The organism is Burkholderia torrens (assembly GCF_984668525.1).
The window spans coordinates 2,814,238-2,839,826 of record NZ_OZ480211.1 but is presented as its reverse complement, the minus strand read 5'-3'; the positions used below and the strand labels follow the sequence as shown (position 1 = coordinate 2,839,826).

General features: G+C 67.4%; 25 protein-coding genes and 1 pseudogene. 12 read left to right on the top strand and 14 right to left on the bottom strand.

Annotated features, from left to right (window positions below):
• Nucleotides 1–191 precede the first annotated feature (191 nt).
• The gene (gene sodB / locus AC5LXX_RS13150) at nt 192–770 is read left to right on the top strand and encodes a superoxide dismutase [Fe] (RefSeq protein WP_011352986.1); all 579 of its coding nucleotides are present in this window, start codon (nt 192–194) and stop codon (nt 768–770) included.
• A gap of 105 nt (nt 771–875) precedes the next feature.
• Here sodB and chrA read toward each other — a convergent pair whose 3' ends face one another.
• Both chrA and AC5LXX_RS13140 read right to left on the bottom strand, forming a co-directional pair.
• Nucleotides 876–2,087, bottom strand: a complete 1,212-nt coding sequence (gene chrA / locus AC5LXX_RS13145; RefSeq protein ID WP_493409723.1) for a chromate efflux transporter — start codon at nt 2,085–2,087, stop codon at nt 876–878.
• Between the two features lie 86 nt (nt 2,088–2,173).
• Entirely contained in the window at nt 2,174–2,881 is a 708-nt protein-coding gene (locus AC5LXX_RS13140) for a Crp/Fnr family transcriptional regulator (RefSeq protein ID WP_493409722.1), read from the bottom strand.
• Nucleotides 2,882–2,962: 81 nt separating this feature from the next.
• On the opposite strand from AC5LXX_RS13140, the gene AC5LXX_RS13135 reads away from it, so the two are divergent.
• From AC5LXX_RS13135 to AC5LXX_RS13125, 3 genes and pseudogenes are all read left to right on the top strand, one after another.
• Nucleotides 2,963–3,487, top strand: a complete 525-nt coding sequence (locus AC5LXX_RS13135) for an Mpo1 family 2-hydroxy fatty acid dioxygenase (RefSeq protein WP_493409721.1) — start codon at nt 2,963–2,965, stop codon at nt 3,485–3,487.
• Nucleotides 3,480–3,603, top strand: a pseudogene (locus tag AC5LXX_RS13130) (2-dehydropantoate 2-reductase N-terminal domain-containing protein); the annotation flags it as partial. The gene AC5LXX_RS13135 and the pseudogene AC5LXX_RS13130, both read left to right, overlap by 8 nt.
• 86 nt (nt 3,604–3,689) lie before the next feature.
• Complete coding sequence (locus AC5LXX_RS13125) at nt 3,690–4,295, top strand: class I SAM-dependent methyltransferase (RefSeq protein WP_493409720.1); 606 nt, start codon at nt 3,690–3,692, stop codon at nt 4,293–4,295.
• Nucleotides 4,296–4,314: 19 nt separating this feature from the next.
• On the opposite strand, the gene AC5LXX_RS13120 is transcribed toward AC5LXX_RS13125, so the two are convergent.
• Nucleotides 4,315–5,589, bottom strand: a complete 1,275-nt coding sequence (locus AC5LXX_RS13120) for an EAL domain-containing protein (protein WP_124456365.1) — start codon at nt 5,587–5,589, stop codon at nt 4,315–4,317.
• Nucleotides 5,590–5,780: 191 nt separating this feature from the next.
• A complete protein-coding gene (gene mdtD / locus AC5LXX_RS13115) occupies nt 5,781–7,217 on the bottom strand; it encodes a multidrug transporter subunit MdtD (RefSeq protein ID WP_124456364.1) in 1,437 nt (478 codons plus the stop codon).
• 218 nt (nt 7,218–7,435) lie between these two features.
• On the opposite strand from mdtD, the gene AC5LXX_RS13110 reads away from it, so the two are divergent.
• Nucleotides 7,436–7,759, top strand: a complete 324-nt coding sequence (locus AC5LXX_RS13110; RefSeq protein ID WP_493409719.1) for a DUF2917 domain-containing protein — start codon at nt 7,436–7,438, stop codon at nt 7,757–7,759.
• A gap of 169 nt (nt 7,760–7,928) precedes the next feature.
• Nucleotides 7,929–9,320, top strand: coding sequence for a CoA transferase (locus AC5LXX_RS13105; protein WP_493409718.1), 1,392 nt, complete (start codon nt 7,929–7,931; stop codon nt 9,318–9,320).
• Between the two features lie 28 nt (nt 9,321–9,348).
• On the opposite strand, the gene AC5LXX_RS13100 is transcribed toward AC5LXX_RS13105, so the two are convergent.
• A complete protein-coding gene (locus AC5LXX_RS13100) occupies nt 9,349–10,095 on the bottom strand; it encodes a GntR family transcriptional regulator (RefSeq protein WP_089440857.1) in 747 nt (248 codons plus the stop codon).
• 166 nt (nt 10,096–10,261) lie between these two features.
• Between AC5LXX_RS13100 and AC5LXX_RS13095 the strand changes: the two genes are divergently transcribed.
• The 3 genes from AC5LXX_RS13095 (at nt 10,262) to AC5LXX_RS13085 (ending at nt 12,883) form a co-directional block, all read left to right on the top strand.
• Nucleotides 10,262–11,107 (top strand): aldo/keto reductase, encoded by an 846-nt coding sequence (locus AC5LXX_RS13095; protein ID WP_493409717.1) that lies wholly within the window; start codon nt 10,262–10,264, stop codon nt 11,105–11,107.
• A 60-nt stretch (nt 11,108–11,167) separates the two neighbouring features.
• Entirely contained in the window at nt 11,168–11,347 is a 180-nt protein-coding gene (locus tag AC5LXX_RS13090; protein ID WP_493409716.1) for a hypothetical protein, read from the top strand.
• 108 nt (nt 11,348–11,455) lie between these two features.
• The gene (locus AC5LXX_RS13085; protein ID WP_493409715.1) at nt 11,456–12,883 is read left to right on the top strand and encodes a hypothetical protein; all 1,428 of its coding nucleotides are present in this window, start codon (nt 11,456–11,458) and stop codon (nt 12,881–12,883) included.
• 180 nt (nt 12,884–13,063) lie between these two features.
• Here AC5LXX_RS13085 and AC5LXX_RS13080 read toward each other — a convergent pair whose 3' ends face one another.
• From AC5LXX_RS13080 to AC5LXX_RS13055, 6 genes are all read right to left on the bottom strand, one after another.
• Entirely contained in the window at nt 13,064–14,080 is a 1,017-nt protein-coding gene (locus tag AC5LXX_RS13080; protein WP_185658264.1) for a HoxN/HupN/NixA family nickel/cobalt transporter, read from the bottom strand.
• A gap of 165 nt (nt 14,081–14,245) precedes the next feature.
• Nucleotides 14,246–16,357 (bottom strand): elongation factor G, encoded by a 2,112-nt coding sequence (gene fusA, locus AC5LXX_RS13075; RefSeq protein ID WP_124456220.1) that lies wholly within the window; start codon nt 16,355–16,357, stop codon nt 14,246–14,248.
• Between the two features lie 217 nt (nt 16,358–16,574).
• The gene (locus AC5LXX_RS13070; protein ID WP_124456219.1) at nt 16,575–17,075 is read right to left on the bottom strand and encodes a DUF192 domain-containing protein; all 501 of its coding nucleotides are present in this window, start codon (nt 17,073–17,075) and stop codon (nt 16,575–16,577) included.
• A gap of 160 nt (nt 17,076–17,235) precedes the next feature.
• Nucleotides 17,236–17,451 (bottom strand): hypothetical protein, encoded by a 216-nt coding sequence (locus tag AC5LXX_RS13065; RefSeq protein ID WP_011352970.1) that lies wholly within the window; start codon nt 17,449–17,451, stop codon nt 17,236–17,238.
• Between the two features lie 281 nt (nt 17,452–17,732).
• Complete coding sequence (locus AC5LXX_RS13060; protein ID WP_321860179.1) at nt 17,733–18,311, bottom strand: pseudouridine synthase; 579 nt, start codon at nt 18,309–18,311, stop codon at nt 17,733–17,735.
• A gap of 66 nt (nt 18,312–18,377) precedes the next feature.
• Nucleotides 18,378–18,590: a hypothetical protein gene (locus AC5LXX_RS13055; protein ID WP_124456217.1), complete on the bottom strand. Its 213-nt coding sequence runs from the start codon at nt 18,588–18,590 to the stop codon at nt 18,378–18,380.
• Between AC5LXX_RS13055 and icd the strand changes: the two genes are divergently transcribed.
• Nucleotides 18,589–19,845, top strand: coding sequence for an NADP-dependent isocitrate dehydrogenase (gene icd / locus AC5LXX_RS13050; RefSeq protein ID WP_493389265.1), 1,257 nt, complete (start codon nt 18,589–18,591; stop codon nt 19,843–19,845). The two genes, AC5LXX_RS13055 and icd, sit on opposite strands and share 2 nt — an antisense overlap.
• A gap of 282 nt (nt 19,846–20,127) precedes the next feature.
• Nucleotides 20,128–22,356 (top strand): NADP-dependent isocitrate dehydrogenase, encoded by a 2,229-nt coding sequence (locus tag AC5LXX_RS13045; protein WP_493409714.1) that lies wholly within the window; start codon nt 20,128–20,130, stop codon nt 22,354–22,356.
• Nucleotides 22,357–22,479: 123 nt separating this feature from the next.
• Here AC5LXX_RS13045 and AC5LXX_RS13040 read toward each other — a convergent pair whose 3' ends face one another.
• The gene (locus AC5LXX_RS13040) at nt 22,480–22,704 is read right to left on the bottom strand and encodes a hypothetical protein (protein WP_006490888.1); all 225 of its coding nucleotides are present in this window, start codon (nt 22,702–22,704) and stop codon (nt 22,480–22,482) included.
• 617 nt (nt 22,705–23,321) lie between these two features.
• Between AC5LXX_RS13040 and AC5LXX_RS13035 the strand changes: the two genes are divergently transcribed.
• A complete protein-coding gene (locus tag AC5LXX_RS13035; RefSeq protein ID WP_493409713.1) occupies nt 23,322–24,911 on the top strand; it encodes a multicopper oxidase family protein in 1,590 nt (529 codons plus the stop codon).
• 182 nt (nt 24,912–25,093) lie between these two features.
• Here AC5LXX_RS13035 and AC5LXX_RS13030 read toward each other — a convergent pair whose 3' ends face one another.
• Both AC5LXX_RS13030 and AC5LXX_RS13025 read right to left on the bottom strand, forming a co-directional pair.
• Nucleotides 25,094–25,297 carry a cold-shock protein gene (locus AC5LXX_RS13030; RefSeq protein WP_006478030.1) on the bottom strand — a complete coding sequence of 68 codons (204 nt, stop codon included), beginning with the start codon at nt 25,295–25,297 and terminating at the stop codon, nt 25,094–25,096.
• Nucleotides 25,298–25,386: 89 nt separating this feature from the next.
• Nucleotides 25,387–25,554: a hypothetical protein gene (locus tag AC5LXX_RS13025; RefSeq protein ID WP_176050694.1), complete on the bottom strand. Its 168-nt coding sequence runs from the start codon at nt 25,552–25,554 to the stop codon at nt 25,387–25,389.
• Between the last annotated feature and the right edge of the window lie 35 nt (nt 25,555–25,589).

Genomic DNA, 25,589 nt, shown 5'->3' with positions numbered 1-25,589 from the left:
GGACGCAACGTGCACGGGAACGGAGGCTGCTCAGCATCGGGTTCATCCTGCCGGACGTTGCGCAAACATCGCTTTTCCGCATACCGCGGATAAATGGCCCGTGAGTTTGCGGGGTTATTCGTCCTCGCCTACAATCGGACGCTCGGCAGCATCCAACACAGCCTCCCTACATACTCAACGAAGGAATCGCCATGGCTCATACGCTCCCGCCGCTCCCGTACGCTGAAGACGCACTCGCGCCGACCATCTCGCTCGAGACGATCCAGTACCACTACGGCAAGCACCATCAGGCTTATGTGACGAACCTGAACAATCTGATCCCGGGCACGGAATTCGAAAACCTGTCGCTGGAAGAGATCGTGAAGAAGTCGTCGGGCGGCATCTTCAACAACGCCGCGCAAATCTGGAACCACACGTTCTTCTGGAACAGCCTGTCGCCGAACGGCGGCGGCGCACCGACGGGCGCGCTGGGCGACGCGATCAACGCGAAGTGGGGTTCGTACGACGCGTTCAAGGAAGCGTTCACGAAGGCCGCGGTCGGCACGTTCGGTTCGGGCTGGGCATGGCTCGTGAAGAAGGCTGACGGTTCGCTCGACATCGTGTCGACGAGCAACGCAGCGACGCCGCTGACGACCGCCGACAAGGCACTGCTGACGATCGACGTGTGGGAACACGCGTACTACATCGACTACCGCAACGCACGTCCGAAGTTCGTCGAAGCGTTCTGGAACATCGTGAACTGGGACTTCGCAGCGAAGAACTTCGCGTAAGTCCGGCGCCGGCGCGCCGCCACGGCGCGCGGCACCCAGCAAAAAGCCCTCGAAACGAGGGCTTTTTTGTTTTTAGCGCGCAGAAAGGCGGCACGCTTGCCGGGATCAGGCGGCCAGGCTGAGCGCCCAGCCGAGTGCCGCGCTCGCGATCACGACGGCCCACGGCGGCACGCGCCAGAACACCAGCGCGACGTAGGCGACGAGCGCGGCGGCCAGGTCGCGCGGCGCGACGATCGTGTCGGTCCAGACCGGGTGATAGAGCGCGGCGAGCAGCAGCCCGACGACGGCCGCGTTCACGCCCGCGAGCGCGGCCTGCATGTGTGCGCTGCGGCGCAGGCGCTCCCAGAACGGCGCGGTGCCGGCAATGAGCAGGAACGACGGCGCGAAGATCGCGACCAGCGCGATCGTGCCGCCGAGCCAGCCGTTCGGCGCGTCGCGCAGCGACGCGCCGAGGAACGCCGAGAACGTGAACAGCGGCCCCGGCACGGCCTGTGCGACGCCGTACCCGGCGAGGAACGTCGAATCGCCGACCCAGCCGGGCGCGACCACGGCCGCCTGCAGCAGCGGCAGCACCACATGCCCGCCGCCGAACACGAGCGCGCCGGTGCGGAAAAATGCATCGACGACGGCGAGCGTATCGGAGTGGAGCGCGCGGGCTGCGAACGGCAGCGCGACGAGCAGCGCCGCGAACAGCGCGAGCCACAGCATGCCCGCGCGGTGCGACACGTGCAGCGGCAACGGTTCGTGTGCGTCGCGTGCCGGTTGCGGCAGCAGCGCGAGGCCGGCCGCACCGGCCGCGACGATCACCGCGATCTGCGTCCACCCGGCCGGCGCGAGCAGCGCGACGCATGCGGCCGCGGCCATCAGCGTGACGCGGCGCGCATCGGGGCACAGCGTGCGCGCCATCCCCCAGACGGCTTGCGCGATCACCGCGACCGACACGATGCGCAGCCCGTGCAGCGCGCCGGCTTCGATCGGCGCGCCCGTCGCATGCACGCCGAGCGCGAACAGCATCATCAGCAGCGCCGACGGCAGCGTGAAGCCGAGCCACGCGGCGAACATCCCCGCATAGCCGGCGCGCGCGAGGCCGATCGCCATCCCGACCTGGCTGCTCGCGGGCCCCGGCAGGAACTGGCACAGCCCGACGAGATCGGCATACGTGCGTTCGGTGAGCCAGCCGCGCCGCGTGACGAATTCGGCGCGGAAGTAGCCGAGGTGCGCGACCGGGCCGCCGAACGACGTGAGGCCGAGCCGCAGGAACGCGACGAAGACGGGCCACGGATGACGGGACGGGGCGGCGGCGGTCGATGGCTTCAAGACGGGGCGCGGGAGAGCGGACGAGCCGCCACGATAGCGCAATGCGGCAGCGGCGGGGCAAACTACGGCAGTGCTGTGCGCGTCGCTCAGCGCGTGCCGTCGCCCAGCCCGCTCGCGCGGCGCAGCGCATCGATGTCGACGAGCTCGATTTCGCCGACATGCAGCCGCACGACGCCGTCGGCCTCCAGCGCCTTCAGCAGCTGGTTGGTGGTTTGCCGCGTGATCGACAGCATCGACGCGAGCGTTTCCTGCGACAGCCGCACGCGCGTGCGTCCGGCGCTGATGCCGCCATAGCCGTCGGCGATCATCAGCAGGCGCGCGGCGAGCCGTTGCGCGGCCGGCATCACGCTCATCGACTCGACGGTCAGGAAGCTCAGGCGCAGCTTCTGCGCCATCAGCAGCGCGAACTGCCGCCAGTATTGCGGCGTCGCGTCGAGGATCGCGAGCAGCGCGGCCTGCGGGACGTGCAGCAGCAGGGCGTCGTCGAGCGCGATCGCGTCGTGCGTGCGCGGCTGGCCGTCGAACAGCGCGATTTCGCCGAACCACGTGACGGGCTCGGCCACCGTCAGCAGCGTTTCCTTGCCCTGCGGGTCGACCGCACCTATCGTGAGTGAACCGGCCAGCACCGCGTACAGCCCGCACGGCGGGTCGCCGCGCCGGAACAACGCCTGGCCGGCCGGCAGGCGGCGCAGCACCGCGCCGGCGAGCAGGTCCGCGCGCAATGCGGGCGGCAGCGCGGCGAACCACGGGTGCGCTTCGATCTGCGGCAGGTACGGGGCGAGCGGAGCAGGCATGGGCACGCGATGTCGGGTAGCTGACAGAGGTTCTGGGGCGTGACGCGCATCATAGCGCTCGATAACCGACCAGGAGACGCGATGAAGACGCTCGAAGACCACCTTTCGCAGTATGCGGCCTACCATCGCGACGCGCGCAACATCGCGACGCACCTGGTCGGCATTCCGATGATCGTGTTCGCGGTCGAGGTGCTGCTGTCGCGGCCGGCGGTGGGGATGCTGGCCGGCGTCGCGCTGTCGCCGGCGCTGCTGCTGGCGCTGGCGTTCGTCGTGTTCTACCTGCGCCTCGACCTGCGCTTCGGGATCGTGATGACCGCGCTGTTCGCGCTCGGGTTGTGGGCCGCGCAATCGCTCGCGCCGCTGCCGACCGCACAATGGCTCGCGATCGGCATCGGTGCGTTCGTCGTCGGCTGGATCGTGCAGTTCGTCGGGCACTGGTTCGAAGGGCGCAAGCCCGCGTTCGTCGACGATCTGGTGGGCCTGATGGTCGGGCCGCTGTTCGTCGTCGCCGAAGTCGCGTTCTTCGCGGGGCTGCGCGGCGACGTACGCCGCGAAGTCGAGCGGCGCGCCGGCCCCGTGCACGGCGGTGCGCACTCGCATGTCTGACGCGCCGGTCTGCGTGTTCGGTGCAGGCGCCGTCGGCTGCTATCTCGGCGGCCTACGCGGCCGGCGGCGCGCACGTGACGCTCGTCGGCCGCGTAGGCCGGCTTCGCGCGATCGGCGGCGCGGGCCGCGCGCGGCACCACGGGCCGGGCGCAACGGCTAAGATGCGGGAAGCGTCATACGACGCCTATGCGGAGCACTCGCCATGGTGGATCGCCCGACACTCGACGCCTACGACGCCCATGCCGCGCAATACGCGCAGGACTGGCTCGACCAGGCCGCGCCCGACGACATGTACGCGCTGCTCGAACAGCATTTCTCGTCGGGGCCGACCGCCGACGTCGGTTGCGGTGCGGGGCGCGATACGGCCTGGCTCGCGTCGCGCGGCTTCGACGTGCGCGGCTACGACGCGAGCGCCGCGCTGCTCGACGAGGCGCGGCGGCACCATCCGGACGTGACCTTCGAACTCGCCGCGCTGCCGGCGCTGGCCGGCGTGCCGTCCGGCGCGTTTTGCAACGTGCTGTGCGAAACGGTCGTCATGCATCTCGAACAGGCCGATGCGGCGGCCGCCGCCGCGCGGCTGGCCGATCTGCTGATGCCGGGCGGCACGTTGTACCTGAGCTGGCGGGTGGCCGGAAACGGGACGTTGCGCGACGAGCGCGGCCGTCTCTACACGGCACTGGATTCGGCGCGGATGCATGCGGCGCTCGGCGCCGGCATGCACGTGATCGACGAGCACGAGGTCGTGAGCGCCTCGTCCGGCAAGCGCGTACACCGGCTGATCGTGCGCAAGGCGGCCGGCGCCGCGTGAACGCGGCGCGCCGGCACGCTCACTCGCGGCTGAGCGCCGCTTCCCAGTTGATGTCGACGCAGAGCACCTGCATGCCGGTCGCGGCGGGCGCGGCGATCGATGCGGTCACGCACAGGTGCGCCTCGTTGATCGACAGGTAGGGCGGCGTCAGGTGCACACGCCCCGGCGCGCGCATCGCGTCGATGAAGTACGGGCGACGCTCCCAGCTGGCCCCTTCGGAATGCAGCAGCGGCCGGAAGCGCTTCGCACGCTGCGATACGCTGCCACGCGCGAGCACGTTGTCGCCGATCTGGCGTCCGGATGCGTCGAGCAGGAAGCAGCGTGCGGTTTCGGGCAGCCCCAGCACGGCGACGGCCGCGTCGGTGAGCGATTCGCCGGCGACGAGCTTCTGGCTTGCTTCCTCGAGCGCGGCGACGTACGGCGCGAGCCGTTCCGCCTGCGTGCGTTCGCGCTGCGCGACGCGCAGCCGCAGCGCGGCCGACAGCGTATCCATGCAGCCCGCGGCGGCCTGCGGTTGCACGGGATCGACGCTCGGCCCCGCGAAATACTGGCCCTGCACGAAATCGACGTCGCATTCGAGCGCGATCAGCGCGTCGCGCTCGGTCGACAGGCCGCCCATCAGCACGAGCTGGCCGGATTCGTGCAGCAGCGACACCAGCCCCGGCAGCACGCGCTCGAGGTGCGAGTGCTCGCTTGCCTGCGCGAGGATGCCGCGGTCGAGCGTGACGATGTCGGGATGCAGGTGCCACACGCGGTCGATGTTCGAATGCTTCGCGCCGAACCCGCCCAGCGCGATCAGGAAGCCGGCCTTGCGCAGCCCGTCGATGATCGCCGCGTAGCGCGGCGTTTCACCGCCGGCCTGCTCGGGCACCTCGAGCACCACGCGGTGCGGCGGCAGCCCGAGCGCCTTCAGGTTCGCGAGCAGCGCGTCGCTGTAGATGGTGTCCATCAGCGCGGCCGGATGCAGGCTCAGGAAGAGCCATTCGTCGTGACTGTCGAACGCGTGGAAGTTGCCGAGATGCAACGATTCGGCGAGCCGGCCGAGTTCGAGCAGGTCGCCGCGGCGCGCGGCCTGCGTGAACACCTCGTGCGACGCCACCTGACGGCTTTCCTCGTCGTGCGCGCGCAGCGACGCGTGATAGCCGATCGCGCGGCGGTGCGACACCGAGAAAACGGGCTGGAACACGCTGAACACGGTGTAGCCGCCGTACAGCACGGTGCGCCGGTTCCCGTCGTCGCCGGCGACGGGGCGGGGCGGCTGAAAGCCGGGGGGATCGATTTCGATCATGCTCATGATGTCGCCGATGGAAGACTGCCAGTTTACCTAGAGAATAGGCGAGCAAGAAGCATGCACGGCATCGCGCCGCGTGCGGCCGCGCGTCGCGGACGGGAAAGGGCGCCGCGGCGCGCGCATCGCCGGGGCGATCTGCACCGCAATGGTGCACGCGACGGCGGTGCGGCCCCCGAAACGGCGCGCGCCGCGCGTCATGCGCGCTCGGACGGATCGGTCTTGCGCGCGGTGCTGCGGATCTCGGGCGCGAGTTGCGCGAAGATCCACGCGGACGCGGCCGTGATGATCCCGACACAGATGAAGGTCGCGTGGAACGCCGGCAGCGTATTGCTCGGCGTCACGGTGCGCAGCATGCCCGTGAACGTCGCGAGCAGCGCGCCCGCGACCGTGACGCCGAGGCTCATCGACAGCATCTGCACGAGCGAGAACAGGCTGTTGCCGCTGCTCGCGCCGCCCGTGCCGAGATCCTTCAGCGTCAGCGTGTTCATCGCGGTGAACTGCATCGAGTTGAAGCCGCCGAACAGCGCGAGATGCACGACCTTCACCCACACCGGCACCGAGTCGCGCATCAGCGCGAAGCTCGCCATCATCACGCCGACCATGATCGTGTTCGCGAGCAGCACCTTGCGGTAGCCGTGCTGCGTGATCAGCCGCGTGATGATCCGCTTCGAGAACATCCCGGCCGCCGCGACCGGCAGCATCATCAGCCCGGCCTCGAACGCCGAGTAGCCGAGGCTCACCTGCAGCAGCAGCGGTATCAGGTACGGCATCGCGCCGCTGCCGATCCGCGCGAACAGGTTGCCGAGCAGCCCGACGCTGAACGTGTGGATCCGGAACAGTTCGAGCGAGAAGATCGGTTGCGGCGCGCGCACCGCGTACAGCCCGTACGCGACGAAGCACGCGAGGCTCAGGATCAGCAGGACGAGCACGGCCGCGTGCTGCATGCCGAGATCCGCGAGCCCGTCGAGCGACAGCGAGATCGCGACCATGCCGATCGTCAGCAGCAGGTAGCCCTTCAGGTCGAAGCGGCCGACGGCCGGGTTGCGCGAATCGGGCATCGAGTAGAAGGTCGCGATGCAGCCCGCGACGCCGACCGGCACGTTGATCAGGAAGATCCAGTGCCACGACGCGATCTTCACGAGCCAGCCGCCGAGCGTCGGCCCGATCAGCGGGCCGATCAGGCCGGGAATCGCGACGAACGACAGCGCGGCCAGGTAGCGCTCGGCCGGAAAGGTGCGCAGCACCGCGAGCCGTCCGACCGGCAGCAGCATCGCGCCGCCGACCCCCTGCACGACGCGGAACGCGACAAGCTGCGTGAGCGTATGCGCATTCGCGCACAGCAGCGAGCCGAGCGAGAACACCAGGATCGCGCTGAAGAACACGCGTCGCGTGCCGAAGGTGTCGGCGAGCCAGCCCGACACCGGGATCATCACCGCCATCGTCAGCGAGTACGCGATCACGACCGACTGCATCCGCAGCGGCGATTCGCCGAGGCTCGCGGCCATCGACGGCAGCGCCGTGTTGACGATCGTCGCATCGAGCGTCTGCATGAAGAAGCCCGTTGCAACGAGCCAGAGCATCACGGTGAGGTTCTTTTCGCCGGGGGCGACGGCAGGTGGACGCTGGAACATGAGGATGGGCGGTGGCGCGGGACAGCCGACATTGTAGGGAAAGCCGATGGGCCGTGCAGGTTCGGCGCCCTGATGTGACGCGAATGCCGGCAATCGGATGCCGTCTCCGTCGCCCGGCCAGTACAGTTCAGTCAAAAGTGTCTGCAGCCGTACCTGTCCGTGTGCTGCCACTGTCCGAAATACTGGTGCCATCGAACCCGTGCGACCAGGAGGCTGCCATGCGCGAACTGCGACTTTACGTGATCGACGGCGACGAGCCGGCCGGGCGCTGGCGGATCGTCGATCGCACCGCATTGCAGGTGGCCGACGGTGAAGCGTGGGTGACGGTAGAGGGCCGGCCCGACGACCACTGGCTCGGTGCCGGCGATTCGCTGGCGTTCGAGCCCGGCGTGCGCGTGTGGATCAGCGCGGGGCTGCGCGGCGCGACGTTCGCGTTCGGGCCGCACGCGGCGCCGGCCGTGCGTGTCGCACACGCGTGGTGGCGGCCGCTCGTCGCGTGGCGCGCCGGCCGGCGCGGTGCGGCCGCGTCGCTGCCGACGTAGCGTGCGGGGCGTTCGCATGAACACGGAGGATGCCGGCGGATGTCGTGCGCGATCTCGCCTGCCGGGCCGCATGAAGCATGCCCGCACGTGGATTCGCGCAATCCGGATTGATTGCGCCGGGCGCGAATTCTAGACTCGAATCCGTGCCCTCCATCGCGCTCCGTTCACCATGACGCCCGAATTCGCATTGACGCATCTGTGGCAACTCGCACGCGGCGAGCGCGACGCGCTGGCCCGCGCGAGCGTGACGGGGCAGGATCCGACGCTGCCGTCGACGTTTCATATCGGCGCGCTCGCGGCAGCCACGATCGCGGCGGCCGGGCTCGCGGCTGCCGAGTGCCACCGGCTTCGTACGGGCGTCGCGCAAGCCGTTGACGTGTCGGTGCGCGACGCGCTGGTCGCGTTCCGCAGCGAACGCTACCTGCGCGTGGACGACGGCCCGCCGCCGGAGTTGCGTCATCCGGTGACGGGCTTCTTCGAGACGGGCGACGGACGCTGGATCCAGCTGCATGCGAACTTCCCGCATCACCTGCGCGGAATCCTCGACGTGCTCGGTTGCGGCGCGCAGCGGGCCGACGTCGCCGCAGCGATCCGCACATGGGACGGCATGGTGCTCGATAGCGCGCTGGCCGAGGCCGGTCTGTGCGCGGCATTGATCAGAACACCTGACGAATGGGCGGCGCACGGGCAGGCGCACGCGGTCGCATCGCTGCCGCTGTTCGAGATCGAGCGGATCGGCGACGCGCCGGTCGAGCCGATCGGCCGTGGCGCATCCGGGCAGCCGCTCGCCGGCGTGCGCGTGCTCGATCTCACGCGCATCATCGCGGGGCCGGTCGCGGGTCGCACGCTGGCGTCGCATGGCGCGCAGACGCTGCTCGTCAACGGGCCGCACCTGCCGAACATCGCACCGCTGGTGATCGACAACGGGCGCGGCAAGCGTTCGACGTGGATCGACCTGCGCGATACGGCGGGTGTCGCTACGCTGCACGCGCTCGTGCGCGATGCGGACGTGTTCCTGCAGTCGTACCGCCCCGGCGCGCTCGCGGCCCGCGGTTTCGCGCCGCACGCGCTGGCGGAGCGGCGGCCCGGCATCGTGTACGTGTCGATCTCGGCGTACGGACATGCGGGGCCGTGGGCGGAGCGGCGCGGCTTCGACAGTCTCGTGCAGTCGGCGAGCGGGATCGCATCGCAGGAGCAGCAGGCCGCCCATGCGGCCGCGCCGCGCCACCTGCCGTGCCAGGCGCTCGATCACGCGACGGGGTATCTCGCGGCGTTCGGCGCGATGATCGCGCTCGCGCGGCGGGCGGGCGAAGGCGGAAGCTGGCACGTGCGGATGTCGCTCGCGCAGACGGGGCGCTGGCTGCAGTCGTTCGGCAACGTGCCGGACGGCCTGAGTGCGCCCGACCTCGCAGCCGCCGACGTGCGCGACCGGATCGATCGCGTCGCATCGCCGTTCGGCATGCTCGATACCGTGCGGCCGGCCGAGCGCTTGTCGGCCACGCCGCCCGCGTTCGCGCGGCCGCCCGTGCCGCTCGGCACCGACGTCGCGCGCTGGCTGTGAGCGGCAAGCGCCGGCCGCGCGGCCGCCATTACTTGCGCAGCTCGACGACGAAGTCGTAGTAGTCGTTGCGGCAGTAGGTATCGGTCAGTTCGATGGCGCGCTGGTCCGACGTATAGCCGATCCGCGTGATCAGCAGCAGCGCGTCGTGCGGCGCGATGCCCATCTGTTCGGCGATTTCGTCGGTCGCGTTGACCGCGCGGAAATGCTGCAGCGCACGCACGATCGGCGTGCCGCGCGCTTCGAGATAGCTGTACAGCGAACCGCCGATCGCCTGCGGATCGGGAATCAGCGTCGCGGGGAACGTCGAGTTCTCGACGGCCATCACGATGCCGTCGGCGAGGCGCAGGCGTTTCAGGCGTGTAACGGAGGCGGCCGGCGACAGTCCGAGCTGGATCACTTCGTCGCGGTTCGCCGGTTGAATTTCGCGCGCGAGCCATTGCGAACTCGGCTTGAAGCCGCGGCGCTCGAGCATTTCGCTGAAGCTCGACAGTCGCGACAGCGGATCCTCGTAGCGCGGCTGGATGAAATTGCCCGCGCCCTGCGTGCGGCGGATCAGGCCCTGCTCGACGAGCAGCGCGATCGCCTTGCGCGCGGTGATGCGCGACACGCCGAGCGCATCGGACAGCACGCGCTCCGAAGGTAGGGCCTCGCCGGCTGTCCAGCGGTTGTCGTGGATCGCGTCGCCGAGCTTGCGGGCGAGCTGCAGGTACAGCGGCGTGTCGTTGTCCGGGTCGGGGCGCAGGTCCTGCCACCGGTCGTCCGTGGGTGCCTTCATGGAATGGGTATCGATCAGGTTGCGGCCATTCTAAGTCATCATGCGGTGCCGTTATAGCCGGTTTTTGCCGTGCAACAGGCCGTCGGCGTGCCGATTGACTACACTGACGCGTCGTATTCCATGCTTCGGCCGCGCTGCGCGGCCACGAATCCGCAACGAGGAACGCATGACAGACACGATCTCCACGGTCGTCCTGCCGGACGGCGAAACGATTCCGAAGCTCGGCCAGGGCACCTGGGAAATGGGGGAGCGGCCGGCCCGCCGGTCGGACGAGATCGCCGCGCTGCGCGAAGGCATCGAACTCGGGATGACGCTGGTCGATACCGCCGAGATGTACGGCGACGGCGCGACCGAGGAACTGGTCGGAGAAGCACTCGCGGGCCTGCGCGACGACGTGTTCCTCGTCAGCAAGGTCTATCCGCACCATGCGAGCCGGCGCGGTGTGGTCGCCGCGTGCGACGCGAGCCTCAAGCGCCTGCGCACCGATCGTCTCGATCTGTACCTGCTGCACTGGCGCGGCTCGGTGCCGCTCGCGGAGACGGTCGAGGGCTTCGAGGCGCTGCAGCGCGCGGGCAAGATTCGACGCTGGGGCGTGAGCAACTTCGATACGGCCGATATGGAAGAACTCGTCGACGACGCGGGCGGCGGTGCCTGCGCGACCAACCAGATCCTCTACAACATCGCGCGGCGCGGCCCGGAATTCGACCTGCTGCCATGGCTCGCCGATCACCGGATGCCGGCGATGGCGTACAGCCCGGTCGACCACGGACGGCTGCCGAAGCGTTCGCCGCTCGACGAGATTGCGCGGCTGCGCGGCGTGTCGGTGATGCGCGTCGCGCTGGCATGGGTGCTCGCGCAGCCGGGCGTATTCGCGATCCCGAAGGCAGCGAGGATCGAGCACGTGCGCGACAATCGCGCCGCGCTCGATTTCGAATTGAGCGATGACGAGCGCGCGCAGCTTGACGCGTATTTCCGTCCGCCGCGCAGCAAGCGCGCGCTCGAGATGCTCTGACGGCACCCGGCCGGGCAACGCGTCCGGTCAGTGGTTGCCGCCGGACGAGCCGCCGTTGCCGTGACCGCCGCCATTGCCGTTGCCGGTACCGTGGCCATTGCCGACCCCGTTGGGCCCGCCGTTGCCGGCGCCACCACTGCCGTTGCCATTGCCGTTGCCGCCGCCATTGCCGTGGCCACCGTTGCCGTTGTTGCCGCCGTTGCCCTGGCCACCGTTGCCGTTGCCGCCACCGTTGCCTGAGCCGCCGTTGCCGTTGCCGTTGCCAACGCCATTGGCACCACCATTGCCAGCGCCACCACTGCCGTTGCCATTGCCGTTGCCACCACCATTGCCGTGACCACCGGTGCCATGGCCACCGCCGTCGCCGTTGCCGTGACCACCACCGTTGCCGTGGCCACCACCGTTGCCGTGGCCACCACCGTCACCATGGCCACCGCCGTCGCCGTGACCACCGCCGTCGCCGTGACCACCACCGTCGCCATGACCACCGCCGTCACCGTGACCACCGCCGTCGCCGTGGCCACCACCGTCGCCGTGACCACCGCCGTTGCCGTGGCCACCACCGTCGCCATGACCGCCGCCGTCGCCGTGACCACCACCGTTGCCGTGACCACCACCGTTGCCATGGCCACCGCCGTCGCCGTGGCCACCGCCGTCGCCGTCGCCGTGGCCACCACCGTCGCCATGACCACCGCCGTCACCGTGACCACCGCCGTCGCCGTGGCCACCACCGTCGCCGTGACCACCGCCGTTGCCGTGGCCACCACCGTCGCCATGACCGCCGCCGTCGCCGTGACCACCACCGTTGCCATGGCCACCGCCGTCGCCGTGGCCACCGCCGTCGCCGTGGCCACCGCCGTCGCCATGGCCACCGCCGTCGCCGTGGCCACCGCCGTCGCCATGGCCACCGCCGTCGCCATGGCCGCCGCCGTCGCCATGGCCGCCACCGTCGCCATGGCCGCCACCGTCGCCGTGACCACCACCATCGCCATGGCCACCACCGTCACCGTCGCCGCCGCCTCCGTGTCCGCCATGGCCTCCGCCACCGGAAGTACCGCCACCGGAAGTGCCGCCACCGGAAGTACCGCCACCGGAAGTGCCGCCACCGGAAGTACCGCCACCGGAAGTGCCGCCACCGGAAGTGCCGCCACCGGAAGTACCGCCACCGGAAGTACCGCCACCGGAAGTACCGCCACCGGAGGTGCCGCCACCCGAAGTACCGTTACCACCGTTGCCGGACGAGTTCCCTCCGCGACCCGTGCCGCTCGTCCCGCCGGACGTTCCACCTGTCGCTCCACCGGCACCGGCAGGTCCGACGGCACCGTTGCCGTTGTTTCCACTGCTGCCGTTGCCGCTACCACTGCCGTTGGCCGGTCCAGGACTGCTGCCGCCACTGCCGCTCGTGCCGGCACCGTTGCCGCCGATACCATGACCGGCATAGACCTGCACCGCACACCCAGCCGGATTGGCTGCGCACGACGAAGCGTCCGCGACCAGCGTCATGATGGTGTCCGCGCCGGCGTTCGCGCCGGCCACGGAGTCGGGCGTGGTGGTTTGTGCGACCGCATACGAGCAGCAGCACGCAAACGCGGCCGCGGCCAGCAAGGTTGCACGAGGGCGCCGTCCCGCCGGGCGGGACGGTTGTTTCGTCTTATGCATCATGGCCTCCCATGCGCGCGGCGCCTCGTTGCCGCGCGACGATCTACGTGTGGTGCAGGGAGCCAGAAAAGATTCGTTGTCCTATCGGCAGCCGATTGCCTTCGGGCCGGAGCTTGACGCCAGCCGCGAACGCGGATCGGCACGCGGGCCCGCCGTGCGAATCCCTATCTGCGAGATTCGTGCCATCGGCCGCTTGTGCCCGTCACGCAAGGCGCGCGCGGACACGCGACGCACGCATGCAACGTCGTCGGGGGGATTTTGTTTCCGGATTGAAACGTGTGAGCTTTCGCGCGCGGCTCAGCGCGCCGGCGCGTCGGCGGCGCGCTGCCAGCGGTGGAACAGGATCGACGCGATCCAGCACACGAGGAACAGCGCGACGATGCCGTAGCCGATCGAGCCGAAGCGTTCGCCGAGCGCATCGAGCGTGTCGCGCACGGGGCCCGTCAGCGCCAGCTTGTCGGCCAGCAGGCCGGCCGCCTCGATCCCGCCGATCGCCAGTGCAACGGCCGCCGACACGAACGTGATGCTCGCGTTGTAGAGCAGCTTGCGCTGCGGATCGTCCATCGCCCAGCCATAGGCATGAATCATCAGCACGTTGTCGGTCGAGTCGATCAGCGTCATGCCGGCGGTGAACAAGGCGGGAAACAGCATGACCGTGTAGACAGGCAACCCCTGGCTCGCCTGCGCGGCGGCGATCGCGAGCAGGCCGATTTCGGTTGCAGTATCGAAACCTAGCCCGAACAGCACACCGACCGGATACATGTGCCAGCTTTTCGACACGAACCGGAACAGCGGGCGCAGCAGTCGCGACACGAGTCCGGCGGGGCGGTGCACGTGCGCGTCGCCGTGCGTGTGTGCGTGCGCGGGGGCGCGGCGATAACGCCGCCATACGTCGCGCAGGATCATCAGGTTCACGCACGCGAGCACGAGCAGGAAGGTGGCCGACACCGCCGTGCCGATCGTGCCGCCGATCTCGCGGAACGCATCGAACCGGTCGCGCAGCGCGAACGCGGTCAGCGCGATGCCGAGCGTCGCCGCGATCACGATCGTCGAATGGCCGAGCGAGAAGAACAGCCCGACGCTCACCGGGCGCTGGCCGTCCTGCATCAGCTTGCGTGTCGCGACGTCGATCGCGGCGATGTGATCGGCGTCGACGGCATGACGCAACCCGAGCCCGTACGCGATCGCCGCGGTGCCGAGCAGCAGCGGATGGTCGCGCAGCACCGCGAGCGCCCACAGCCACACGGCGACGTTCGCGGCGATCAGGCCGGCGTAGAGCATCAGCAGGCGGCGCAGGGCAGGGGTGGGCGGCATCGGGCGGGTTCCATCTGACGAATCGCTTTCCATTGTGGCATGCGAAAAAAATGCCTGCGAGTCGATCAAAAGGACGCCATCGCGGCAGCGCGCGCCGGACGAAAAAAAGCCCGTCCGGAACCGGACGGGCTTGCGTGCATGCGACGGGGCGCGAGCGCCCGGCGCTTACTTCGTCTTCGCGCTGATCACGCCTTCCGATACGTTGGCCGGCGTTTCCGCGTACTGCTTGAACTCCATCGTGTAGGTCGCGCGGCCTTGTGTCGCCGAACGCAGCGACGTCGAATAGCCGAACATCTCCGCGAGCGGCACCTCGGCGCGCACGAGCTTGCCGCCGCCGCCGGCGATGTCTTCCATCCCCTGCACGATGCCGCGACGGCTCGACAGGTCGCCCATCACGTTGCCCATGAATTCCTCGGGCGTCTCGACTTCCACGGCCATCATCGGCTCGAGCAGCACGGGCTTCGCGCGGCGCATCGCTTCCTTGAACGCCATCGAGCCGGCCATCCGGAACGCGTTTTCGTTCGAGTCGACGTCGTGGTACGAGCCGAACGTCAGGTGCACCTTCACGTCGACGACCGGGTAGCCCGCGAGCACGCCGCTCTTCAGCGTTTCGGTGATGCCCTTGTCGACGGCCGGGATGAACTCGCGCGGAATCACGCCGCCCTTGATCTCGTCGAGGAACTCGTAGCCCTTGCCCGGGTTCGGCTCGAGCGTGATCACCGCATGGCCGTACTGGCCGCGGCCGCCCGACTGCTTGACGAACTTGCCCTCGACGTCGGATGCCGTCGTGCGCACCGTCTCGCGATACGCGACCTGCGGCTTGCCGACCGTCGCTTCGACGCCGAACTCGCGCTTCATCCGGTCGACCAGGATTTCGAGGTGGAGCTCGCCCATCCCCGAAATGATCGTCTGGCCGGATTCTTCGTCGGTCTGCACGCGGAACGACGGATCTTCCTGCGCCAGGCGGTTCAGCGCGAGGCCCATCTTTTCCTGGTCGGCCTTCGTCTTCGGCTCGACGGCCTGCGAGATCACGGGCTCCGGGAACTCCATCTTCTCGAGGATGATCGGCTTGACCGGATCGCACAGCGTGTCGCCCGTGGTCGCTTCCTTCAGCCCGACGGCAGCCGCAATGTCGCCCGCGCGCACTTCCTTGATTTCCTTGCGCTCGTTCGCGTGCATCTGCAGGATCCGGCCGAGCCGCTCCTTCTTGTCCTTCGTCGCGTTGAGCACCGTATCGCCCGATTCGACGACGCCCGAATACACGCGGAAGAAGATCAGCTGGCCGACGAACGGGTCGGTCATGATCTTGAACGCGAGCGACGAGAACGGCTCGTCATCGCTCGGATGACGTTCCGCCGGCTTTTCCGGATCGGCGAAGTCGTGGCCGAGAATCGCCGGCACGTCGACCGGCGACGGCAGGTAGTCGATCACCGCGTCGAGCATCGCCTGCACGCCCTTGTTCTTGAACGCGCTGCCGCACAGCATCGGCACGATCTCGTTCGCGATCGTGCGCTTGCGCAGCGCGGCCTTGATCTCGTCCTCGGTCAGCGATTCATGGTCGTGCAGGTACTTCTCGAGCAGTTCCTCGCTCGCTTCGGCCGCGGCCTCGACCATCTTCTCGCGCCATTCGTGCGCGAGCTCGACGAGGTTCGCGGGGATGTCCTCGTACGTGAACTTCACGCCCTGGCTTTCGTCGTCCCACACGATCGCCTTCATCTTCACGAGATCGACGACGCCCTGGAAATGATCTTCCGCGCCGATCGGAATCTGGATCGGCACGGCGACGCCCTTCAGGCGCTCGCCGATCTGCTTCTGCACGCGGAAGAAGTCGGCGCCGATGCGGTCCATCTTGTTGACGAACGCGATGCGCGGCACCTTGTACTTGTTCGCCTGGCGCCACACGGTTTCGGACTGCGGCTGCACGCCGCCGACCGAGTCGTAGACCATGCACGCGCCGTCGAGCACGCGCATCGAGCGCTCGACTTCGATCGTGAAGTCGACGTGCCCGGGCGTGTCGATGATGTTGATGCGGTGTTCCGGATAGTTGCCGGCCATGCCCTTCCAGAAGGCCGTGGTCGCCGCCGACGTGATCGTGATGCCGCGTTCCTGCTCCTGCTCCATCCAGTCCATCGTGGCCGCGCCGTCGTGCACTTCACCGATCTTGTGGCTCACGCCGGTGTAAAACAGGATGCGCTCGGTCGTCGTGGTCTTGCCGGCATCGATGTGAGCGCTGATCCCGATATTGCGATAGCGCTCGATGGGGGTTTTGCGGGGCACGTGAACCTCCTTAGGTTCGAATGTAAGCGAGCCGGCGGTACCGGCCCGGACTGGACAAGCGAGACTTAAAGCATAGCGCTTGCGCGTGGCTTTTGCAGATGCGGCCGGCGCCGGCGGAATCAAGCGGGGCAGCGCCGCCGGCAGGTGAAAAAAAAGCCGGCGCGCAACGGGCGGCCGGCTTCGGTCGATGCGCGGCGCGCCGCCGCGGAACAGGCCGTTACTGGGCCTTCGGCAGGCCGTCGAGCTTCATGCCGGGCTTGATGCCCTTCGCCGCGAACCAGCCCTTGCTCATTTCGAGCGCGTAGACGCCGTTGTTGCGCGGGCAGTGGTTGTCGGTCGTCTCGGCCTTCATCTCGTCGATGTCGGTGATCGTGCCGTCCGCGCGGATGAACGCGATCGACAGCGGGATCAGCGTGTTCTTCATCCAGAAGCAGTGCACGGCGTTCTCGTTGAAGACGAACAGCATGCCTTCGTTAGGCGCGAGCTGCGAACGGTACATCAGCCCCTGTTCGCGGTCGGCGTCGTTCGCGGCGACGGCCGCGTCGATCACGTACATGCCGGCGCGCAGCTTCACGCGCGGAAACTCGCTCGGCTGCTTGGCGCCGGGCGGCATCTGCGCGCCGGCGGCCTGCATGCCGAGCGCGAGGACGGCGAGCGCGGCGGGAAACACGGTGGCGCGCGCTAGGCGGCCGAGCGACGAGCGCAGGGAGAATTGCACAGCATGGCTCCTGTCTGGAAAACGAGACCCGCATGGTACGCGATGCGCGCCGGCGGGCACACAAAAGAAAAAGGCAGATCGCCTTGCGGTGATCTGCCTTTCAACGCCGTAAGAACGGCAAGACTGCGTGTTCTTGACTGCGTTATTACAGCCAGCTTACTTAGTTCGAAGCAGCTGCCGGTGCTGCTGCGTCGCTTGCTGCAGCCTTCTTCGATGCCTTGTGGTGCTTCTTGGCAGCGTGGTGCTTCTTGGCAGCGTGCTTAGCCGGTGCCGAAGCAGCTTCTGCTGCTGCCGGAGCAGCTTCCGGAGCCGAAGCTTGTGCGAAAGCAGCCGTTGCGAAGAGGCCAGCGACCAGAGCGGCGATCAGTTTGTTCATGTTGTGTTCCTCAGCTTTAGTTAATTAACCAAATGACCCGGCAATAGGAGTCATGTCGTCTAACGGTGCCATCCACCTTTCGGTTGACAGACGCTTCGAGAAATTTCTCATTGCGCTGCGGGCGCCGAATCGTATTCGAGAAAAACGTCGCTTTCGTGACGCAAACACGGGTTCGGCTGCCAATGCCGGATAGCTAAGGTTGGCATCTGCGTGGTTTAACGCGCGATCTTCGCAGCCGGTTGACGAAAAAGACGACGAAAAATTCGCGTTTCCCGAATTCGTTATCCGGCGGCCGCGAAACCGTCCCATGGCGCGCGCGGCGGCAGTGCGATTGTTTCGCCCGGTGCAATGCCGAGCGCAAATATATCCAGTGCACCGATGCCCACGCGCACCAGGCGCAACGTCGGGAAGCCGACGGCTGCCGTCATCCGGCGCACCTGCCGGTTCTTGCCTTCGGTGATCGCGAGTTCGATCCACGTGGTCGGGATCGCGGCGCGGTAGCGGATCGGCGGATTGCGCGGCCACAGCGTGTCGGGCGGCTCGATGAATTCGGCGCGGCACGGGCGCGTCACGTAGTCGCCGAGATCGACGCCGCGCGCGAGCGCCTTCAGGTCGGCCGGGCCGGGCGCGCCCTCGACCTGCGCCCAGTAGCGCTTCACGAGCTTGTGGCGCGGCTCCGCGATGCGCGCCTGCAGCGCGCCGTCGTCGGTGAGCAGCAGCAAGCCTTCGCTGTCCGCGTCCAGCCGGCCGGCCGCATAGACGCCGGGCGTTTTTACCCAGTCGCCGAGCGACGGGCGCGTCTCGTGCGCGGAAAACTGGCAAATCGTGCCGAACGGCTTGTTGAGGGCGATCAGGTTCATGGCAGGGCGCCCGCCCGGCCTGCCGCGGGAGGCGGGGGCGGGCGGTCTATGGCAAATGGCGGAATCTTAATGCATAATACGGAACGGCAAGTCCTCTGTCTTATATAAGACATAAGTGAGGCCTTGATACGCAGTGCCGCGGTTCATGCCGAAGTGCCCGGTTGGGGCGCTAGAATAGCGGCTCGCTGTTGCCGTCACCGGGTGGCCATGCCGCGCCCCCGCCGCGCGCGCAGCTTCGACCAGCATCACCTGCTCAGCCACGTCACTGGAGTCGATCATGCCGTATCAGCACATCAAGGTTCCGGAAGGCGGTGACAAGATCACCGTCAACAAGGACTTCTCGCTCAACGTTTCCGATCAGCCGATCATTCCCTATATCGAAGGCGACGGTACGGGCTTCGATATCACGCCGGTCATGATCAAGGTCGTCGATGCGGCGGTCGCGCATGCCTACAAGGGCAAGCGCAAGATCCACTGGATGGAGATCTTTGCGGGCGAGAAGGCGACGAAGGTGTACGGTCCGGACGTGTGGCTCCCGGAAGAAACGCTTCAGGTGCTGAAGGAATACGTGGTGTCGATCAAGGGGCCGCTCACGACCCCGGTCGGTGGCGGCATCCGTTCGCTGAACGTCGCGCTGCGCCAGGAACTCGACCTGTACGTGTGCCTGCGCCCGGTCCAGTATTTCAAGGGCGTGCCGTCGCCGGTGCGCGAACCGCAGAAGATCGACATGGTGATCTTCCGCGAGAACTCGGAAGACATCTACGCGGGCATCGAATGGGCCGCGGGCTCCGAGCAGGCGAAGAAGGTCATCAAGTTCCTGCAGGACGAGATGGGTGTGAAGAAGATCCGCTTCCCGGAAACCTCGGGGATCGGCGTCAAGCCCGTGTCGACCGAAGGCACCGAGCGTCTCGTGCGCAAGGCGATCCAGTACGCGATCGACAACGATCGCAAGTCGGTCACGCTGGTGCACAAGGGCAACATCATGAAGTTCACGGAAGGCCTGTTCCGTGATGCCGGCTACGCGCTCGCGCAGAAGGAGTTCGGCGGCGAGCTGATCGACGGCGGCCCGTGGATGCGCGTGAAGAACCCGAAGACGGGCAACGAGATCGTGATCAAGGATTCGATCGCCGATGCCTTCCTGCAGCAGATCCTGCTGCGCCCGGCCGAATACGACGTGATCGCGACGCTGAACCTGAACGGCGACTACATCTCCGACGCACTGGCCGCGCAGGTCGGCGGCATCGGGATCGCGCCGGGCGCGAACCTGTCGGATTCGGTCGCGATGTTCGAGGCGACGCACGGCACGGCGCCGAAGTACGCGGGCAAGGATTACGTGAACCCCGGTTCCGAGATCCTGTCGGCGGAAATGATGCTGCGCCACCTCGGCTGGACGGAAGCGGCCGACACGATCATCGCCGCGATGGAGAAGTCGATCCTGCAGAAGCGCGTCACGTACGACTTCGCGCGCCTGATGGAAGGCGCGACGCAGGTGTCGTGCTCCGGCTTCGGCGAAGTGCTGATCGAGAACATGTAAGACCCCTTCCGGGGTGGGCCGGCAGGTTGCCGGCCGCCCCGGCGCTGACTGCCGGCGCCGGAGCGTTTCGTGGATGGCAGGTTTGTTGGCAGGGCGGTCCGGCATGCGGGCCGCGGCGCCGCGATGCGGCCCGGAGGCCCTGCAAGGTAGAACATGACGGCCCTCGCAACACCACCGCCCGGCTGAGCCGGCGCGCCCCTTTCGCGACCGACCCGGTCGCTCCCCGCCGGTTACCGCCGGCGCTCCTCAGTTCAACAATCACGTAGCAATGCTTTGACCACCATGTCCACTTCGCCCAAGATCATCTACACCCTCACCGACGAAGCGCCCGCGCTCGCGACCTATTCGCTGCTGCCGATCGTCAAGGCCTTCACGCGTTCGTCCGGCGTCGCCGTCGAAACGCGCGACATCTCGCTCGCCGGCCGCATCATCGCGGCATTCGCAGACATCCTGCCGCCGGAGCAGAAGGGTTCCGACGATCTGGCCGAGCTGGGCCAGCTCACGCTGCAGCCGGAAGCGAACATCATCAAGCTGCCGAACATCAGCGCATCGGTGCCGCAGCTGAAGGCCGCGATCGCCGAACTGCAGGCGCAGGGCTACAAGCTGCCGGCGTATCCGGAAGATCCGTCGACGGACGAAGAGAAGTCGGTCAAGGCGCGCTACGACAAGATCAAGGGCAGCGCGGTGAACCCGGTGCTGCGCGAAGGCAACTCCGACCGCCGCGCACCGCTGTCGGTCAAGAACTACGCACGCAAGCATCCGCACAAGATGGGCGCATGGAAGGCCACGTCGAAGGCGCACGTCGCGCACATGACCGAAGGCGACTTCTACGGCAGCGAGAAGTCGGCGCTGATCGCCGATGCCGGCAGCGTGAAGATCGAACTCACGACGACCGACGGCGCGAAGAAGGTGCTGAAGGAAAAGACGGCCGTGAAGGCCGGTGAAGTCATCGACGCATCGGTGATGAGCCGCAATGCGCTGCGCAGCTTCATCGAAGCGCAGATCGCCGACGCCAAGGCGCAGGACGTGCTGTTCTCGGTGCACCTGAAGGCGACCATGATGAAGGTCTCGGACCCGATCCTGTTCGGTCACTTCGTGTCGGTGTTCTACCGCGACGCGCTCACGAAGCACGCGGACGTGCTGGCGCAGGTCGGCTTCAATCCGAACAACGGCATCGGCGACCTGTACGCGCGCCTGAAGGACCTGCCGGCCGACACGCGCGAAGCGATCGAAGCCGACGTCAAGGCCGAATACGCGGTGCGTCCGCGCCTCGCGATGGTCAACTCCGACAAGGGCATCACGAACCTGCACGTGCCGAGCGACGTGATCGTCGACGCGTCGATGCCGGCGATGATCCGCGATTCGGGCGGCATGTGGGGCCCGGACGGCGCGCTGTACGACGCGAAGGCCGTGATTCCGGACCGCTGCTACGCAGGCGTCTACCAGGCCGTGATCGAGGACTGCAAGCAGCACGGCGCATTCGATCCGGTCACGATGGGCAGCGTGCCGAACGTCGGCCTGATGGCGCAGGCGGCCGAGGAATACGGTTCGCACGACAAGACGTTCCAGATCCCGGCGGACGGCGTCGTGCGCGTCACCGACGAAGCCGGCAACGTGCTGCTCGAGCATGCAGTGGAAGCGGGCGACATCTGGCGCATGTGCCAGACGAAGGACGCACCGGTGCAGGACTGGGTCAAGCTCGCGGTCAATCGCGCGCGCGCGACCGGCGCACCGGCCGTGTTCTGGCTCGATCCGGCGCGTGCGCACGATGCTCAGATCATCGCGAAGGTCGAACGCTACCTGAAGGACCACGACACGAACGGCCTCGACATCCGCATCATGACGCCGGTCGAAGCGACGCGTTTCTCGCTCGAGCGCATCCGTGCGGGCAAGGACACGATCTCGGTCACCGGCAACGTGCTGCGCGACTACCTGACCGACCTGTTCCCGATCATGGAACTCGGCACCAGCGCGAAGATGCTGTCGATCGTGCCGCTGATGGCCGGCGGCGGGATGTTCGAAACGGGCGCGGGCGGCTCGGCGCCGAAGCACGTGCAGCAGTTCGTCGAGGAAGGCTTCCTGCGTTGGGATTCGCTCGGCGAATTCCTCGCACTGGCCGCGTCGCTCGAACACCTCGGCAACGCATACCAGAACCCGAAGGCGGTCGTGCTCGCGAAGACGCTCGACCAGGCGACCGGCAAGTTCCTGGACGAGAACAAGTCGCCGGCGCGCAAGGTCGGCGGCCTCGACAACCGCGGCAGCCACTTCTACCTGTGCCTGTACTGGGCGCAGGCGCTGGCCGAGCAGACCGAGGACGCCGCGCTGAAGGCGCAGTTCGAAGGCGTGGCGAAGGCGCTGTCCGACAGCGAAGCGCGCATCCTGGAAGAGCTGGCGGCCGCGCAAGGCAAGGCGCAGGCGATCGGCGGCTACTACCGTCCGAACGTCGACCTGACGAGCCAGGCGATGCGCCCGAGCGCGACGCTGAACGCCATCGTCGACGCAGTCGCCTGACGCGGGCCGCGCAATCGCGCGTGCCAATGCGTGTGTCGGCGCGGCGGGGCTGGTCGTTCGCCGTCCGACACCCAATGAAAACGCCCCGGTCGCCCGGGGCGTTTTTCGTTGCAGGTTTGCCATTCAGACGTGAACGATTTCCCATTCGGCGATTTCGTGCGGCACTTCGAGCGTCGCCGTGTCCAGTTCGGACAACTGCTCGCAGTCGCCGCGGGAGATGTGGTCGGCCGCGACTTCGGGGCACGAGAATGCGCCGAGCAGGGCGTTGCCGAACGTCGCTTCCCAGCCGCCGTTACCCGGCAGGATGTAGAACGACCCGAGCGCTGAACCAAAGCGAAATCCCTTCATTTCCGTTCTCCCTTTCTGATCACGAGCGATTCTGTTGTGCCGCCTGCCGGCTCGGCCGGCTGTGGCCCGACTGGCTGCTTGCGCCGGGTTCCGTATCGAACGTCGTGGCGAAGCGTCAGTGCATGGAACAAAGTCTACGTCCGCGACCCGGTCGGATGGTGCATGTAGAACGGCTTCTCGAAACAAAAATTCTCGTTTAAAAACAAGATGATATTTCTGTCGTTTTGTATTGCGGAACGTTTTTTGGTATCGCGAAACGCGAAATTTGTGCCCTGCACCACGAATTTTTACAACGCAGGGACTTGTTCCACATCGTGAAAAATTGGCGGTTTTACGGCGGGATGGCGCGACGCGTGCCGCGGGGCGCCGAACGGCACGCGCAAAACGGGCGGCTGGATACGGCGGCGGGCCGGTCCGGGGCGTGATGGCCGACGAAGGGCCGTGCCAAGCCCGCGCTGCGGCGTATCGCCGCCAGACCGGTGGCGGCGTTTTTCGATAGAGGCCAGCGGTTATGATGACGCGGGCATCGGGTTTCGCGTCGCGCACCGGCGATTCGGCCGGCCGGCGCACGCGTCGCGGCTGTCGCGCGACGCTGCATGAATAACGAGGATCGATTGATGATACGGAGAACCTTCCTGTCGCGCGCCATCGGTATCGCGGCCGCGTCGCTGTTCGCGCGCACCGCGTGGGCGCAGCATGCCGGTCATGCGGGCATGGCCGGCATGGATTCGATGGACGACATGCCCGGCATGTCGGGGCACGCGCAGGACGGCAAGCCTGCACCGGCCGCGCTCGCGGCCGCCGACGCACTGCCGGCCGGCGCGCCGCTCGCGGCGTTGCGCACGCTCGCGAACGAAAGCCGCGAGCCCGGTACGTTCCGGGCCACGCTGGTCGCGCAGCCTGTCGCGCGCCCGATGCTGCGCGGCGCGCGGCCGACCACGTTCTGGCAGTTCGGCGCGGGCACGCAAGGCCCCGTCGTCGGCCCGCTGATCGACGTGCGCGAGGGCGACACGGTCGAGATCAAGTTCGTGAACAAGCTGCCGCAGCCGTCGACGATCCACTGGCACGGCCTGCCCGTGCCGCCCGACCAGGACGGCAATCCGTCCGATCCCGTCGCGCCCGGCGCGGCGCGCGTGTACCGCTTCACGCTGCCGAAGGGCAGCGCCGGCACCTACTGGTACCACCCGCACCCGCACATGATGACGGCCGAGCAGGTGTTTCGCGGGCTGGCCGGCCCGTTCATCGTGCGCGCCGCGGACGATCCGCTGGTCGGCTGGCCCGAGCGCAACCTGTTCGTGTCGGACCTGAAGCTTGCACACGACGGCACGATTGCGCCGAACGACATGATGGACTGGATGAACGGCCGCGAAGGCCAGTTCGTGCTGGTCAACGGCGCGCGCCGGCCGCGCATCGACGTCGTGGGCGACGAGCGCTGGCGCGTGTGGAACGCGTGCAGCGCACGCTACCTGCGCGTCGCATTCGACGACGGCCGTGCGTTCGAGCACGCGGGTACCGATGGCGGGCTGTTCGATGCGCCGCGCCGCGTGACGTCGTTGCTGATCGCGCCGGGCGCGCGCGCGGAACTGCTGGTGCGCGCCGGCGATCGCGCGTCGCGCGCGGTGCTGCAGGCGGCCGAGTACGACCGCCGCAAGATGGCGATGTCGCACGACGACGGCCACGGCAGCCTGCCGCCCGATCCGGCGCTGGCGCTGGCCGATGTCGCATTTGCGCCCGCCGCCGCGCGCGCGTTGCCCGCCACGCTGCGCGCGGTGCCGCCGCTCGCCGAACCGGTTGCGCACAAGACGGTCGCGTTCGGCGAGGAAATGGACATGGACGCGATGATGAAGGGCGCGGCGCACGGCCGTCCGGCCGGCATGCGTTTCACGATCAACGGCGAAACCTACGCCGCGCACCGTGCCACGCTGACGAGCCGCCGTGGCGACATCGAGCGCTGGGAGATTCGCAACACCACCGACATGGATCACCCGTTCCACCTGCACGGCACGCAGTTCCAGGTGATCGAGCGCGCGTCGGGCGGCTCCCGCACGACCGAACCGTTCCGCGCATGGCGCGATACCGTGAACGTGCGCAGCGGCGAAACCGTGTCGATTCTCGTCACGCAAGACATGCCTGGAGAGCGCATGTTTCATTGCCACATTCTCGAACACGAGGACCTCGGCATGATGGGCACGCTGAAGGTCGTGTAACGATGTAGTGAATGTGTTTCACGCGCAGGGCCGATATCCGATCTGCATGTGTGACAAGACAATGTGTGCTCAATTATCGGGATTGAACGAAAAGGTGGGCCAATCGATTATCGATTGGCCCGCCTCAAAAAAAAGAAACCCGGCGCAATGCGCCGGGTTTCTTCGTCCGATATCCGATGCCTTTATGCGGCCTGGATGTTCGACGCTTGCTTGCCCTTCGGTCCTTGAACGACGTCAAAGCTCACCTTCTGGCCTTCCTTCAGCGTCTTGAAGCCATTCATGGTGATAGCCGAGAAGTGCGCAAACAGATCCTCACCGCCCTCGTCGGGAGTGATGAAACCGAAGCCCTTCGCGTCGTTGAACCACTTAACGATACCAGTTGCCATTTTCCTACTTCCCCTGTCACACAGTCGCTGCTACTTACCACGAGCACGCTCGAAAAGCTAAACGACTGGAAAATGCAGTCGTTCCCCCCTCACAAGCTCACCTCGGCCTCTTTCATTTCGCCAACCGGCAAATTGAAAAAAGTGCCAGCTTGATTGTTGGCGCTCTTTATTGGAGTGTCAAGTGGAATTTTTAGACGTTTAGAGGGTCGTTGTAAAGAACCCATTTTCAGGGTTTTTCCGGCTTTGCTTTGCAGCATGCCGCCAAGCGCGGGGTCTTGAAAAGCCCCATAAT

Coding starts and splice junctions, on each gene's coding strand:
- AC5LXX_RS13045 (WP_493409714.1), top strand. CDS start 20,128: ATGTCCACTTCGCCCAAGATCATCTACACCCTCACCGACGAAGCGCCC.
- AC5LXX_RS13125 (WP_493409720.1), top strand. CDS start 3,690: ATGGTGGATCGCCCGACACTCGACGCCTACGACGCCCATGCCGCGCAA.
- AC5LXX_RS13085 (WP_493409715.1), top strand. CDS start 11,456: ATGGCCACCGCCGTCGCCGTTGCCGTGACCACCACCGTTGCCGTGGCC.
- sodB (WP_011352986.1), top strand. CDS start 192: ATGGCTCATACGCTCCCGCCGCTCCCGTACGCTGAAGACGCACTCGCG.
- AC5LXX_RS13135 (WP_493409721.1), top strand. CDS start 2,963: ATGAAGACGCTCGAAGACCACCTTTCGCAGTATGCGGCCTACCATCGC.
- AC5LXX_RS13095 (WP_493409717.1), top strand. CDS start 10,262: ATGACAGACACGATCTCCACGGTCGTCCTGCCGGACGGCGAAACGATT.
- mdtD (WP_124456364.1), bottom strand. CDS start 7,217: ATGTTCCAGCGTCCACCTGCCGTCGCCCCCGGCGAAAAGAACCTCACC.
- AC5LXX_RS13040 (WP_006490888.1), bottom strand. CDS start 22,704: ATGAAGGGATTTCGCTTTGGTTCAGCGCTCGGGTCGTTCTACATCCTG.
- AC5LXX_RS13035 (WP_493409713.1), top strand. CDS start 23,322: ATGATACGGAGAACCTTCCTGTCGCGCGCCATCGGTATCGCGGCCGCG.
- icd (WP_493389265.1), top strand. CDS start 18,589: ATGCCGTATCAGCACATCAAGGTTCCGGAAGGCGGTGACAAGATCACC.
- AC5LXX_RS13140 (WP_493409722.1), bottom strand. CDS start 2,881: ATGCCTGCTCCGCTCGCCCCGTACCTGCCGCAGATCGAAGCGCACCCG.
- AC5LXX_RS13065 (WP_011352970.1), bottom strand. CDS start 17,451: ATGAACAAACTGATCGCCGCTCTGGTCGCTGGCCTCTTCGCAACGGCT.
- AC5LXX_RS13025 (WP_176050694.1), bottom strand. CDS start 25,554: ATGCTGCAAAGCAAAGCCGGAAAAACCCTGAAAATGGGTTCTTTACAA.
- AC5LXX_RS13080 (WP_185658264.1), bottom strand. CDS start 14,080: ATGCCGCCCACCCCTGCCCTGCGCCGCCTGCTGATGCTCTACGCCGGC.
- AC5LXX_RS13120 (WP_124456365.1), bottom strand. CDS start 5,589: ATGAGCATGATCGAAATCGATCCCCCCGGCTTTCAGCCGCCCCGCCCC.
- AC5LXX_RS13110 (WP_493409719.1), top strand. CDS start 7,436: ATGCGCGAACTGCGACTTTACGTGATCGACGGCGACGAGCCGGCCGGG.
- AC5LXX_RS13030 (WP_006478030.1), bottom strand. CDS start 25,297: ATGGCAACTGGTATCGTTAAGTGGTTCAACGACGCGAAGGGCTTCGGT.
- AC5LXX_RS13060 (WP_321860179.1), bottom strand. CDS start 18,311: ATGAACCTGATCGCCCTCAACAAGCCGTTCGGCACGATTTGCCAGTTT.
- AC5LXX_RS13100 (WP_089440857.1), bottom strand. CDS start 10,095: ATGAAGGCACCCACGGACGACCGGTGGCAGGACCTGCGCCCCGACCCG.
- AC5LXX_RS13105 (WP_493409718.1), top strand. CDS start 7,929: ATGACGCCCGAATTCGCATTGACGCATCTGTGGCAACTCGCACGCGGC.
- AC5LXX_RS13055 (WP_124456217.1), bottom strand. CDS start 18,590: ATGATCGACTCCAGTGACGTGGCTGAGCAGGTGATGCTGGTCGAAGCT.